9 protein-coding genes are annotated in these 13,062 nt (G+C 72.7%); 2 read left to right on the plus strand and 7 right to left on the minus strand.

Going from position 1 to position 13,062, the window contains the following annotated elements; all coding sequences use genetic code 11:
- Nucleotide 1: 1 nt before the first annotated feature.
- The 6 genes from B2W79_RS12965 to B2W79_RS12990 form a co-directional block, all read right to left on the minus strand.
- Complete coding sequence (locus tag B2W79_RS12965; protein WP_292790072.1) at nucleotides 2-1,393, minus strand: amino acid permease; 1,392 nt, start codon at nucleotides 1,391-1,393, stop codon at nucleotides 2-4.
- Nucleotides 1,390-2,481: a histidinol-phosphate transaminase gene (hisC, locus tag B2W79_RS12970; RefSeq protein WP_071330035.1), complete on the minus strand. Its 1,092-nt coding sequence runs from the start codon at nucleotides 2,479-2,481 to the stop codon at nucleotides 1,390-1,392. The genes B2W79_RS12965 and hisC overlap by 4 nt, the downstream gene beginning before the upstream one ends.
- Before the next feature lie 165 nt (nucleotides 2,482-2,646).
- Entirely contained in the window at nucleotides 2,647-4,449 is a 1,803-nt protein-coding gene (locus B2W79_RS12975) for a thioredoxin domain-containing protein (protein ID WP_292790076.1), read from the minus strand.
- A 119-nt stretch (nucleotides 4,450-4,568) separates the two neighbouring features.
- On the minus strand, nucleotides 4,569-5,138 hold the full coding sequence (gene msuE, locus B2W79_RS12980) for an FMN reductase (RefSeq protein WP_071330033.1): 570 nt from the start codon (nucleotides 5,136-5,138) through the stop codon (nucleotides 4,569-4,571).
- 149 nt (nucleotides 5,139-5,287) lie between these two features.
- Nucleotides 5,288-6,124: an aldo/keto reductase gene (locus B2W79_RS12985; protein WP_071330032.1), complete on the minus strand. Its 837-nt coding sequence runs from the start codon at nucleotides 6,122-6,124 to the stop codon at nucleotides 5,288-5,290.
- Nucleotides 6,125-6,179: 55 nt separating this feature from the next.
- The gene (locus B2W79_RS12990) at nucleotides 6,180-7,427 is read right to left on the minus strand and encodes a heparan-alpha-glucosaminide N-acetyltransferase domain-containing protein (RefSeq protein WP_292790079.1); all 1,248 of its coding nucleotides are present in this window, start codon (nucleotides 7,425-7,427) and stop codon (nucleotides 6,180-6,182) included.
- 66 nt (nucleotides 7,428-7,493) lie between these two features.
- Between B2W79_RS12990 and hrpA the strand changes: the two genes are divergently transcribed.
- On the plus strand, nucleotides 7,494-11,435 hold the full coding sequence (hrpA, locus tag B2W79_RS12995; protein ID WP_292790081.1) for an ATP-dependent RNA helicase HrpA: 3,942 nt from the start codon (nucleotides 7,494-7,496) through the stop codon (nucleotides 11,433-11,435).
- A 23-nt stretch (nucleotides 11,436-11,458) separates the two neighbouring features.
- Complete coding sequence (locus B2W79_RS13000; protein WP_071330029.1) at nucleotides 11,459-12,403, plus strand: quinone oxidoreductase family protein; 945 nt, start codon at nucleotides 11,459-11,461, stop codon at nucleotides 12,401-12,403.
- 57 nt (nucleotides 12,404-12,460) lie between these two features.
- Here B2W79_RS13000 and B2W79_RS13005 read toward each other — a convergent pair whose 3' ends face one another.
- Nucleotides 12,461-13,027 (minus strand): hypothetical protein, encoded by a 567-nt coding sequence (locus tag B2W79_RS13005; RefSeq protein WP_143049341.1) that lies wholly within the window; start codon nucleotides 13,025-13,027, stop codon nucleotides 12,461-12,463.
- Nucleotides 13,028-13,062 lie beyond the last annotated feature (35 nt).

A 13,062-nucleotide genomic window follows, 5' to 3' on the forward strand; every position in this document is an offset into this window, starting at 1 on the left:
GTCACTCCTTGACGATCCCGGGGCGGGACACACCCCGCGTCAGGCGGGCGACGACCAGCAGCACGGCGGTGAGCCCGAGCGTGAGCAGCAGCTGGATGCGCGCGGCCGGGTCGATCATCGCCAGCGCGATCACGGCCGTGAGCAGCACCAGGCAGAGCCACGAGACCCAGGGGAAGCCCCAGAGCCGCATCGGCATCGCCTCGCCGGCGCGGTCGGCCCGCCGGCGCAGCACGATCTGCGAGATCGCCGTCGCCGTCCAGATCACCAGCAGGGTCGACCCCACGACGTTCAGCAGCGCCGGGAGCACGACATCCGGGAACGCCCAGTTCAACCCGACGGTGACGAAGCCGAACGCCACCGAGGCGAGGACGGCGACGAACGGCACGCCCTTGAGGCTCGTCCGGGTGACGGACAGCGGCGCCAGCCCGCGTTCGCCCAGCGAGTACGCCATCCGGGAGGCGCCGTAGATGTTGGCGTTCATGGCCGAGAGCAGCGCGATCACCACGATGAGGTCCATCACGAGGCCGACGCCCGGCACGTTCAGGGTGTCCAGGACCGCCGAGAACGGACCGGCCTGCACGGCGGGGTCGTCCCACGGGAGCACCGCGACGATGACGAAGATCGAGCCGACGTAGAAGACGAGGATGCGCACCAGCACCTCGCGCACGATCCGGCGGATGTTGCGGGAGGGGTCGTCCGACTCGGCGGCCGCGATCGCGACGACCTCGGTGCCGCCGAACGCGAAGACGACGATGAGGAGCGCCGCCGCGATGCCGGTGATGCCGTGCGGCGCGAAGCCGCCCTCATCCACCAGATTCGAGATGCCGGTCGCCGGCACGCCGGGGATGAGCCCGACGATCGCGCATACGCCGACGACGAGGAAGGCGATGATCGCGGCGACCTTGATCGCCGCGAACCAGAACTCGAAACGGCCGTAGTTGCGCACGCCGAAGAGGTTCACCGCGGTGAGGGCCACGACGAACACGAGCACCCACACCCACGCGGGGATCCCGGGTACCCAGTTCGCCACGATCCCGGCCGCGCCGGTCGCCTCGGCGGCGATCACGACGACGAGCTGAATCCAGTACAGCCAGCCCACCGCGCTGCCGGCGCTGCGCCCCATGGCCTTCTGGGCGTAGGAGCTGAAGGCGCCGGAGCTCGGACGGGCCGCGACCATCTCGGCGAGCATCGCCATCACGAGCACGACGATGCCGCCCGCGACGAGGTACGAGATGAGCACGGCGGGTCCGGCGATGCTGATCGCCTGCCCGGAGCCGACGAACAGCCCCGCGCCGATCGCGCCGCCGAGCCCCATCATGGAGATCTGGCGGCGGGTGAGGCCCGGGTGCAAGCCCTTCGTGGTCGTCGTGGTGACGGGGACCTCGGTGGTCACGCGCCCACCTCCATCAGGTCGGAATCGTGGTCGGAATCGCCGGAGGCCGCGAGGGCCGCTTCCACCCGATCGATGTCGGCGGCGGAGCCGGACGAGATACGGACGCCCTCACCGGGGAAGGCGCGGGCGACCACGCCCCCGGCGTGCAGGACGGCGTCGAGCTCGGCGGTGTGCTCCCCCGCGGGAACCCAGACGAAGTTGGCCTGCGAGCGGACGGCGGGCCAGCCGGCGGCGGTGAGCACGGTGTACAGCCGGTCGCGCTGCGCCACGACCTCGTCGATGCGGACGGCGAGCTCGTCCTCCGCGGCGAGCGAGGCGAGGGCCGCGGCCTGGGCGAGGTCGGTGACCCCGAACGGCACGGCCACCTTGCGCTGCGCCTCGGCGATCGTGGCGGGGGCGATCGCATAGCCGATACGGAGACCGGCGAGGCCGTAGGCCTTGGAGAACGTGTGCAGCACCGCGACGTGCGGGTGGCGACGGAACAGCTCGATGCCGGCGCCGCGGCTGTCCGTGCGGTCGAAGTGCACGTAGGCCTCGTCGATGACGACGAGGACGTCGTGCGGCACCGCGGCGACGAAGCGCTCCAGGGCCTCGGCGTCGACGACCGTGCCGGTCGGGTTGTTGGGGTTGCACACGAAGACGAGGCGCGTGCGCGGGGTGATCGCGGCGAGCATCGCGTCGAGGTCGTGTCCGTGATCGGCATCCAGCGGCACGGCGACGGGCGTCGCCCCGGCGATCCGGACGAGCGAGGGGTAGGCCTCGAAGGACCGCCACGCGAAGACGACCTCGTCCCCCTCGCCGGCGACCGCGTGGATGAGCTGGGCGGCGATCTCCACCGACCCCGCGCCGACGGTCACCTGCGCCGGGTTCACCGCATACCGGGCGGCGAGCGCCTCCCGGACCGCGGAGGCACTCATGTCCGGGTAGCGGTGGATGCCGGCCACCCGGTCCTGCACGGCGCGCACGACGGAGGGCAGCGGCGGATGCGGGGACTCGTTCGAGGAGAGCTTGGAGGCACCGGCCGGGGCGGAGCGCCCCTGTCGGTAGGCGGGCACGGCGTCGAGACCGGCGCGGGCGGAGAGAGTCATCGTCAGAGCATCCTTGCTGTGATCCGAGAGGGGTCGCGTCACCCTAGAACGGATGGCGGGCGCTGGGCAAACCGTGCACTCGAAGCTGCGCATCGCGCGCACTCGACAGGCTGAAGGACGCCGCACGGTAGGCAGAATGCACAGCGCTGCGCCGGAGAAGGGCGCTCACCGTGCGCGCGAGACCGCGGCCGGATCGCTCACCGGCAGGCGGCACACGAAGGCGCGGCAGTCGTAGGCGCGCTCGGCGGTCGCCTCCTTGCCCTCGAACAGCTCGAACCCCGCGGCGGCGAACGCCGCGGCCTGCGCCGGCGTGACGACGGCGACGACATCGGCATCGGCTCCGCGGGCCGCGGCGGCGAGCACGCCACCGGGGTCCTCCGTCACCACGACGAGCTGCCGCGGCGCCGTGGCGAGTCCTGCGGCGACCCGCAGCAGACTGCCGTGGGCGAAGGGCTGGGCGAGTGCCCGGGAGGCAAGGGCCTGCACCCGCTCGGCCGCCGCCGCGCGATAGCGGTCCCCCGCTCCGAGCCGCCAGGCACTGAGCGCGGCCTGCGCGACCGCCGCCGTGTCCGAGGGGAGGTCGCCGTCGGTGTGGTCGGGCGAGGCGGCGATGCCCTGCGTACGGAGCAGCGGGTCCTCCCCCGCGGCGCCGTCCAGCACCCCGTCGAGGAGGTCGCGCCCCGTGACCGCCGGAGCGACGTCACCCGTCGCCGCCGCGAGGGCGAACAGGCCGTCGGCGAGGAGAGCGAGGTCGGCGGCGGTGGCGACCGCGGCGGAGGGTCGGCCGTCCAGGGAGGCCCGTACGAGCGCGCCGTCGGCCCCGCGGTTGGTGCCGAGCACGGCCGCGGCCGCCTCTGCGGCATCGGCGATCCACGCGTCCTCGCCGAGCGCCGCCCCCGCCCGGGCGAGTGCCGCGATCGCGAGGCCGTTCCAGCCCGTGATGACCTTGCCGTCTACCGCGGGCGGCTCCAGCGCCGCGCGCTCCGCGACGGGACGGAGGTAGTAGCCCCCCTCGCTGCGGGCCCCGTCGATCCACGATTCGGAATCCTGCGCAGCGCCGAAGCCGCCGCCCTTCCGCCGCAGCGTGCCGAGCAGGAAGCGGGCTATGCCGCGCGCGGTCTCCTCGTCGCCGGCGTCGAGCGCGACCTCGAGCAGCTGGGCGTTGTCGGTCAGCATGCGCTCGTAGTGCGGCACCGTCCAGTCACGCCGGGTCGCATAGCGGAAGAACCCGCCGTCGGCGTCACGCAGATCCGAGTCCACCATCGCCGCGAGGGCGCGCTCGGCCGCAGCCGCCGCCTCCGGTGCGGCCGCGCGGACGAGGGGCTCCTGGAGGAACCGCAGGGTCGTGGCCACCGGGAACTTCGGAGCTCCGCCGAAGCCGCCGAACTCCGCGTCCTCCCTGGCGGCGAGACCGCGGGCGGCCTCCGCGAGGGCGGCGGCGTCCGGGAGGCTCGACGCCGCGGTCTCCGCCGCCTCGGCGAGCGCCGCGGTCACCGCGTCGGCGGATTCCTCGGCCTGCGCCCGTCGCGTCGTCCACGCCTCGCGCACCGCGGCCAGCACATCGCGGAACGCGGGCATCGGCGGTCGCGCCTCCGGCGGCCAGTACGTCCCCGCGTAGAAGGCGCGTCCGGCGGGCGTGGTGAACACCGTGAGCGGCCAGCCGAGGTTCTGGGTGAACGCGGACGCGGCGGCCATGTACGCCCCGTCGACGTGCGGATGCTCCTCGCGGTCGACCTTCACCGCGACGAACCCCTCGTTGATGCGGGCGGCGGTCTCCGGGTCGGCGAACGACTCGCGCGCCATCACATGGCACCAGTGACAGGTGGAGTAGCCGATCGAAATCAGCATCGGCACGTCCCGGCGGCGAGCCTCCGCGAAGGCCTCCTCCCCCCAGGGGTACCAGTCGACGGGGTTGTCCGCGTGCGCCCGCAGATAGGGGCTGAGAGTGTCGGCGAGCCGGTTCGTCATGCTCCCACGCTACGCCGGGGAGGCCTGCTGGGGGTCGGACCCGGATCAGCCGACGAGCAGCTCCGCGGGGCGAGACAGGCTCAACCGTCGAGCAGCTCCGCGAGACCGGGAGACCCGGATCAGCCGACGAGCAGCTCCGCGGGGCGAGACGCGGTGTAGCCGACGAGCGGAAGGGCGCGCTCGGCTGCGAGCGCGATCCGCGCCCGCAGCACGTCGGTGGCCACCTCGTAGCCGTCGAAGTCGGTCGTGCTCGCGTACACGCCGAGCGGGAGGGTGAGCGCCTGGAAGAACGCGAACAGGGGACGGAGCTGGTGCTCGATCATGAGGGCGTGCCGCTCGCCGCCGCCGGTCGCGGCGAGGAGCACCGGCGTGCCGACGAGGGCGTACTGGTCCACGAAGTCGAACAGGTGCTTGAACAGCCCCGTGAACGAGGCGCGGTACACCGGGCTGCCCGCGATGAGCAGGTCGGCGGTCTCGATCGCCTTCAGCTGCGCCTCCGCCTCCGGCGGGAGCTGGTCACGGGTGAGAGCACCCGCGAGCGAGGGGCCGATCTGCGTGAGCTCGATCAGCTGCGCCTCGACGGGGGCGCGCTCGGCGACCGCGGCGGTGATCGCACGGAGGAGGGCGGTGGTCTTGCTCGGCTCGTGCAGGGAGCCCGAGACGGCGACGACGCGGAGCGGAGCTGTCATGCGCTCGACGGTACCCACGCGGACGCCCCGTGTCGCGCGAAGCGACACGGGGCGTCATGTGCGGTGTCCGTGCTGTGGAGCGCGGCTCCGGTCAGTGCCTGCTCGGTGACGGCGTCAGTGCCGGGCCCGCGGCCGGTATGAGGGCGGGATCAGTTGACCTCGTCCGGGTGCGAGCCCACGCGGCCGGAACCGTCGAGCGGGTCGAGCGCGTCGATCGCGGCGATCTCGGCGTCGGTCAGCTCGAAGCCGAACACATCGAGGTTCTCGCGCAGGCGCTCGGGGCGCACCGACTTCGGGAAGACGATGATGCCCTTCTGCAGGTGCCAGCGCAGGACGGCCTGTGCGGGCGTCACGCCGTGAGCGGCGGCCGCCTCCGCGATCGCCGGGGTGCCGAAGAGGTCGTACTTGCCCTGGCCGAGCGGACCCCAGGCCTCGATGCGGACGCCGTTGGCCTCGGCCCAGGCGACCTCCTCGCGGCGCTGGTACGCCGGGTGCAGCTCGATCTGGTTCACGGCCGGGACGACGCCGGTCTCCTTCACCGTGCGCTCCAGGTGCGGCACGAGGAAGTTCGAGACGCCGATGCTGCGCGTCAGGCCCGCGTCGCGCAGCTCGATGAGCTTCGCGAACGCGTGGACGTAGTCGTCCTTCGCCGGGGTGGGCCAGTGCACGAGGTAGAGGTCGACCTGCTCCAGGCCGAGCTTCTCCAGGCTCTCGCCGATGGCGGCGCGGGGCTCGTCGTCGTGGTGGCGGTCGTTCCACAGCTTCGTGGTGACGAAGAGCTCCTCGCGGGGGATGCCGGAGGACGCGATGGCCGCGCCGACACCCTCCTCGTTGCCGTAGATCGCGGCGGTGTCGATGTGGCGGTACCCGATCTCCAGGGCTTCGCTCACCGCCTTCTCGGTCTCCGCCGGCGGCACCTTGAAGACGCCGTAGCCCAGCTGGGGGATGGAGTTGCCGTCGTTCAGTTCGAGTGCAGGAATGGTCATCCCCCCAGCCTAGGACCTGTGATGACAGGTGCGGCCGTGCGGATGACGAAAAGCGTCAGCGGCGAGGGACGGCCGCCATCGCGACGGCGCCCTTCCCGACAAGTCGCTCCAGGGGGCCACGGCCGACGAACATCGCCCACAGCGTCGTGACCATCAGGAGCGCCAGGGCCGTGAGCGCCCAGAAGGCGTTGTCCGCGATGAAGCCGCCGGGGCCGGCGACGACGACGACGGAGACGACGTGCAGGCTGTATGCCGTGAGCGGCATGGATCCCAGAGCTCCGAGGGGCAGCAGCAGCCAGCGCAGCGGACGGCTCAGCAGCAGGCACAGGGCGACCACCGCGAGGGCGAAGCCGCCGGAGCCCAGGATCTCGGCGGTGCCACCGCTATGCGGGTCGACGGCGAAGACCGCGCGGACCATGGAGCCGAGCGGGTCCGTCGCGGCGAGCGCTTCGGGGTAGCTCTCCCAGCCCGACGGCGGCATCGCGTCGTCCGGGATGAACGACGACGACAGGCTCTCGACAGGGAGGCTGTCCAGGCTCTCGTCGGGAAGGATCTCGATGCTCTCGCTCCCGGAGTATCCGCTCGTCGAGGAGCTGAGTGATCCGGTCCCGCCCAGTCCCGCGCCCGCGCCGAGAGCGCCGAGGCCGTAGCCGATCGCGGCGAGGACCACGCCGACGACGAGGGCGACGACGGCCGTGCGCAGCTCCTGCACCCGGAGCCGGCCCAGAGCCATGCCGCCGAGCACGAGCGCCAGCCACACGGTGATCGGATAGGTGCCGTAGAGCGCGAACCCGATGCCCGCGCCGAACGGCTGCAGCGCCACCGCGCTGAGCAGAGCGAGCAGCGCCGGACCGGCGAGGGCGAGGACGGCGGCGCCGAGGAGCAGCTGCCACGGTCGCCACCGCAGGACCGGGATGACGGCGACGTACAGCAGGCCGTAGAGGGTGAGGATCACGGCGATCGGCGTGTTGAGGAGCTCCAGGGCGAGACCGATCACGAAGATCACCGCGCCGCGGCCGACGAGGTTGAGGCGGATGCTCGGGACGCGCTCCCGCTCCGGCAGCACGTCGCGTCCTGTCATGAGGGCGATGGAGACGCCGGCGAGCAGCGCGAACAGGATCGACGAGCGACCGTGCACGAGGTCGGTCCACGTCGTCGGGTCGCCCCACTCGAACGCCTCCGTCACGCCGACGTGGGCACCGGCCATGCCGAGGATCGCCAGACCCCGGGCGACGTCGAGACCGAGGATGCGCGGCGGCCGCCCGAAATCACGGAACCAGCGCACGGGGCGGAGAGCAGTCATCACCCGATGATCGTATGCGGCGATCGCGGCGACCCCGGCGCGCATCCCGGCATACGATGGAGGGCTATGTCCTCCCCCGTGATCTCCTACCCTCCGGAGCTGCCCGTCAGCGCGGCCAGGGACGAGATCGCCGACGCCATCCGCGACCACCAGGTCGTCATCGTCGCCGGCGCGACCGGATCGGGGAAGACCACCCAGCTCCCGAAGATCGCGCTGGAGCTGGGCCGGGAGCGCATCGCCCATACCCAGCCCCGACGGCTGGCCGCCCGCACGATCGCGGAGCGCGTGGCCGAGGAGCTGCGGGTCGAGCTCGGCACCCTCGTCGGCTACAAGGTGCGCTTCACCGACAAGGTCTCCGACGAGACCCGGATCGCGCTGATGACCGACGGGATCCTCCTCAACGAGATCCACCGGGACCGGCTGCTGACGCGCTACGACACGATCATCATCGACGAGGCCCACGAGCGCTCCCTCAACGTCGACTTCCTGCTGGGCTACCTCGCCCGCATCCTCCCGGAGCGCCCGGACCTGAAGGTGATCATCACCTCCGCCACGATCGACCCGGAGAGCTTCGCCCGCCACTTCGCCGCTGCCGACGGCACCCCCGCGCCCGTCATCGAGGTGTCGGGGCGCACATATCCCGTCGAGATCCGCTATCGCCCGCTCGTCGACGAGGACGCGGAGCAGGACGCCGCCGGCGAGCCGGAGGACGAGGTGAGCGCGATCGTCGCGGCGCTCCGCGAGCTGGACCGGGAGGCACCAGGCGACGTGCTCGTGTTCCTGCCGGGCGAGGCGGAGATCCGGGATGCGGCCGACGCCGTGCGCGCCGCCTACGCCAAGGACCGTTCGCCCACCGAGGTCCTCCCCCTGTTCGGTCGGCTCTCCGCCGCGGAGCAGCACCGGGTGTTCGAGCGCAGCACCGTGGCCGGGGTCCGTCGCCGGGTCGTGCTCGCGACGAACGTGGCCGAGACGAGCCTCACGGTGCCCGGCATCAAGTACGTCATCGACGCGGGCACCGCCCGCATCTCCCGGTACAGCAACCGCTCGAAGGTGCAGCGGCTGCCCATCGAGGCCATCTCCCAGGCCTCGGCGAACCAGCGCTCCGGTCGTGCCGGCCGTACGAGTGACGGCATCGCCATCCGCCTGTACTCCGAGGAGGACTTCGCGCGGCGTCCCGAGTTCACCGAACCCGAGATCCTGCGCACCTCGCTCGCCTCCGTCATCCTGCAGATGCTCGCGCTGGGCTTCGGGGACATCACCGCGTTCCCCTTCCTCACCCCGCCCGACTCCCGGGGCGTGAAGGCGGCGTTCGACCTGCTCACCGAACTCGGCGCCCTCCGCCCGGCGCACGGCCCGGACGACGGCCCCCGGCTCACCCGCATCGGGCGCGACATCGCCCGGATGCCGATGGACCCGCGGTTCGCGCGGATGCTCATCGAGGCGGGCCCTTCGACAGGCCCAGGGACCCAGGGGTCGGTGCTGCGGGACGTGCTCGCGATCGTGGCGGGGCTGTCCATCCAGGACGTGCGGGAGCGACCGGAGGAGCGGCGAGAGGAGGCCGACCGGCTGCACGCGCGCTTCGTGGATCCGACGAGCGACTTCCTCACCCTCCTGAACCTCTGGAACCACCTCCGAGAGCAGCAGCGCGCGCTCGGCTCCAGCGCGTTCCGCCGGCTGTGCCGCAGCGAGCACCTCAACTACGTGCGGGTCCGCGAGTGGTTCGACGTGCATCGCCAGCTGCGGACGCTCGTCAAGACCCCCGACCGCGGGGCGGAGCCGAGCGGTGCCGCCGATCCGGATGCCATCCACCGCGCGCTGCTGTCCGGCCTGCTGTCGCAGATCGGCGTCCTCGACGAGCGCACCGCCCCCGCGGGGAAGGCCCACTCCCCCGCGGGGGACGCCCGCCGCCGGATCACCGAGTACCGGGGCGCGCGGGGCATCCGGTTCTCGATCTTCCCGGGCTCGGGGTTGCGCAAGAAGAGCCCCCGGGCGGTCATGGCCGCCGAGATCGTGGAGACCTCCCGCACCTTCGCCCGCACCGTCGCCGCCATCGACCCCGCCTGGGCCGAGCCCCTCGCCGGCGACCTCGCCAAGCGCCAGGTCACCGAGCCGCACTGGTCCAAGGACGCCGGAGCCGCCGTGGCGTTCGAGAAGGTCACGCTGTTCGGGGTCGAGATCATCCCGCGCCGGCGCGTGCAGTTCGCCCGCATCGACCGGGCCGCCTCGCGCGAGCTCTTCGTGCGTCATGCGCTCGTCGAGGGCGAATGGGATCCGTCCCGCATCGACAAGCGGGTCAGTGCGTTCTGGCGCAGCAACGCCGAGCTCCGCCGCCGCTTGGAGAAGCTCGAGGAGCGCGAGCGGCGCCGCGACATCCTGGCCGGCGACGAGGCCGTCTTCCGCTTCTACGACGAGCGCATCCCCGCCGACGTGTTCGACGTGCGGTCGTTCGAGAAGTGGTGGCGCGAGGCGCTGAGGACGACGCCGAAGCTGCTCGTGATGCGCGAGAGCGACCTCATCGACGACGAGGACCGCGCCGACCAGCGCGAGTTCCCGACCCGGTGGACGCAGGGCGATCAGGTGCTCGGCCTCGCGTACCGGTTCGAGCCGGGTGCCCCCGACGACGGCGTGAGCGTCGTGGTCCCGCTGCCGCTGCTCGCCCAGATCGAGGACCGCGGCTTCGACTGGCAGGTGCCTGGGCTCCGCGCCGAGCTCGTCACCGGACTGCTGCGTGCGCTGCCCAAGGCCATCCGGCGCCACGTCGTCCCCGCCGCCGACTGGGCGGAGAAGTTCGGGGCGGCGCTGGCCGACGAGGGTCCGGAGGTGCACGGCGGTCTCCCCCCGCGCACTCTCAAGGAGGCGCTCGCGCGGCTCGTGCAGCCGCTCGCGAACCAGGTGGTCACGGCCGCCGACTTCGACGACGAACGGGTGCCGGCGCATCTGCGCATGAACTTCCGCGCCGTGGACGAGCGGGGACGGGTGGTCGGGTCCGGGCGCGATCTCCGGGCGCTGCAGGCCGAGCTCTCCGACCGTGCGCGCAGCAGCGTCGCCCGCTCCATCGCCCGACCCGGGCGCGCGGAGGCACCGGGGCCCCGCGGGGCGGAGCGCGTGGCCGCCGCTCCCGTCGAGCAGACCGGGCTGACGGCGTGGACGTTCGGCGACCTCCCGGCGGTCATCGACACGAAGGTCGCGGGCGGGGTCGTCCGCGGGTACCCGGCGATCGTCGATGCCGGCACGAGCGTGTCGGTGCGGGTCGAGGCGACTCCCGACGCCGCGGCCGCCGCCACGCGCGACGGCGTGCTCCGTCTCGTCCTGCTCGCGGTGCCGTCGCCGTCGTCGTACGTGCAGCAGCACCTCACCAGCCAGGAGAAGCTCGCACTCGCCGCCTCGCCGTACCCGTCGGCGGCCGCGCTCATCGAGGACTGCCGGGCCGCCGTCGCCGGTCGTGTGATCGACGCGTCGACCGGTGGCGCCGACGGCCGGGACCGTGGCGTCGTGCGCACCGAGGCCGACTTCGCCCGGGTCCGCGACGCCGTCTCCGCCGTGCTCGTCGACGAGCTCTTCGCCTGCGTCTCCCTGGTCGCCCGCATCCTCACGAAGGCGCGGGAGGTGGAGCGCGGCATCAAGTCGCAGAACGCGCTGGCGCTGCTCGGCCCGCTGAACGACATCCGCACTCAGCTCTCCGGCCTGCTGCACCCCGGCTTCGTCGCGGCAGCGGGAGTCGACCGGCTCGCCCACTTCCCCCGGTACCTCGACGGCATCATCGACCGGCTGAAGACCCTCGCGAACGAGCCGGGCAAGGACCGCGCGCGGATGACGGAGTTCGAGCGGATGGCGGCGCTGTTCGCGGACGCCGGGGGCACCATCCCGCTCGCGCCCGACGCGCCGCCCGCGATCGTCGAGGTGCGCTGGCTGCTGGAGGAGTACCGGGTCAGCGTCTTCGCCCAGCGTCTCGGCACCGCGCAGCCGGTGTCCCCGCAGCGGATCACCAAGGCGCTCGCGGGGAAGTGACCCTCGCCGGGTAGCCTGAGGGCATGGCCCGCGCGATCGTCTACACCGAGTTCGGATCCCCCGCTGTCCTCCACCTCATGGAGGTGCCTGACCCCGTGCCCGTCCGCGGCGAGGCGCTGGTGCGCATCGAGGCGGCCGGCGCCAACCCCATCGACGCCAAGCTCCGCGGCGGCAAGCGCCCGTCCGCGCCGATCACCGAGCCGCGTCCGGTCGGGTTCGACGGCGCGGGAGTCATCGAGGTGCTGGGCGAGGGCGCGGACGGGTTCGAGGTCGGCGACCGCGTCGCGATCCGCGACACGCTCGGGACCTACGCCTCCGCCCTCGCGGTCGAGGCCGACAAGCTCGTGAAGCTGCCGGATGCCGTCACCGCGGCCGAGGGCGCGGCGATCGGCATCCCCGCCGGCACCGCCTATCAGTCCCTCCGCTCGCTCGCCGTGACGGCCGACGACGTGCTCCTCGTGCATGCGGGCTCGGGTGCGGTCGGCCAGGCCGCCGTGCAGTTCGCCGTCGCCTGGGGCGCGACCGTGATCGCCACCGCGAGCCCCGCCCGGCACGATCAGCTCCGCGAGCTCGGCGCGATCCCCGTGGCCTACGGCGACGGCCTGCTCGACCGCGTCCGCGCGGCGGCCCCCTCCCCCGTGACCGTCGTCCTGGACTGCGCGGGCACCGACGAGGCGATCGAGACCTCCCTCGCCCTGGTCGCCGACCGCGACCGCATCGCGACCATCGTCCGCGGTCCCGACGCCGCCGACTTCGGCATCCGGGCGTTCTCCGGCGGCTCCCCCGAGCCGCTCACGCCGCAGGAGTTGGAGTGGCGCGCAGAAGCGCTGCAGAAGACGGTCGACCTCCTGGCCGCGGGCGACTTCACCATCGAGCTCGGCCCGGAGCTGCCCCTCGCCGAGGCGGCCCGGGCCCATGAGCTCATGGAGACCGGCGCCGCCTCGGGGAAGATCATCCTCGTCCCCTGAGGGATCAGGGTGGCACCGGAGCGGAGTTGCTGCGGCGACGGGATCCGACCCGATCGCCTACCCTCCGGGGCAGTCGCACTCACTGCCGCTGTAGCACTGGCACACCGAGTCGGGGTAGTCGGCCTTGGTGGCGGTGAGTCTGACGTCTAGTTCTTCGAGCGGGACGACGTCCTCGATGCCGTCCAGTTCCGGGATGTCCGGGCAGTCCGCGGGGCCGGTCTCCACGACCTCTTCGCCTCGCGGAAAGGTCAGGGTGAAGCACACCGCCCCCTGGCGTTGCTCGTACCACCAGCCACCGCCCGTCTGCGCGCCACCGAATGCGAGGAGTGTCAGGGTGGTGCCCTCGCCCCTCTTGTCGAGGTCGAGGAGCTTGAGGGGGTTGCCGTCGAGCTCGTCGGTTCCGTCCCGGAGGTCGGAGGCGAGGGAGAGTTCGGCGATGGTCACTTCCGGGTCCGTGACGATCTTGCCGCGGTGCTCCCACATGTCTTCCTGCGCGTCTTCGATGGAATCCGCGAGGCTCACCCGCACGAGGCTCTCGATGCTCGGCGCGCACCCGACGAGCATGACGGCCGCAGCGACGAAGCCGACGACAGGGAGGCTTCGGCGCCGCAGACGGCTTGTCATGATGCGACGGTAGCGCATCCGGCGACGGCCTCCCT

This window comes from Microbacterium sp. UBA7513, assembly GCF_002478345.1.
Taxonomy (GTDB): Bacteria; Actinomycetota; Actinomycetes; order Actinomycetales; family Microbacteriaceae; genus Microbacterium.

Excerpts from the sequence above, each read along its gene's own strand:
- B2W79_RS13005 (WP_143049341.1), bottom strand. The coding sequence starts at position 13,027 with ATGACAAGCCGTCTGCGGCGCCGAAGCCTCCCTGTCGTCGGCTTCGTC.
- hrpA (WP_292790081.1), top strand. The coding sequence starts at position 7,494 with ATGTCCTCCCCCGTGATCTCCTACCCTCCGGAGCTGCCCGTCAGCGCG.
- hisC (WP_071330035.1), bottom strand. The coding sequence starts at position 2,481 with ATGACTCTCTCCGCCCGCGCCGGTCTCGACGCCGTGCCCGCCTACCGA.
- B2W79_RS12985 (WP_071330032.1), bottom strand. The coding sequence starts at position 6,124 with ATGACCATTCCTGCACTCGAACTGAACGACGGCAACTCCATCCCCCAG.
- msuE (WP_071330033.1), bottom strand. The coding sequence starts at position 5,138 with ATGACAGCTCCGCTCCGCGTCGTCGCCGTCTCGGGCTCCCTGCACGAG.
- B2W79_RS12990 (WP_292790079.1), bottom strand. The coding sequence starts at position 7,427 with ATGACTGCTCTCCGCCCCGTGCGCTGGTTCCGTGATTTCGGGCGGCCG.
- B2W79_RS13000 (WP_071330029.1), top strand. The coding sequence starts at position 11,459 with ATGGCCCGCGCGATCGTCTACACCGAGTTCGGATCCCCCGCTGTCCTC.
- B2W79_RS12975 (WP_292790076.1), bottom strand. The coding sequence starts at position 4,449 with ATGACGAACCGGCTCGCCGACACTCTCAGCCCCTATCTGCGGGCGCAC.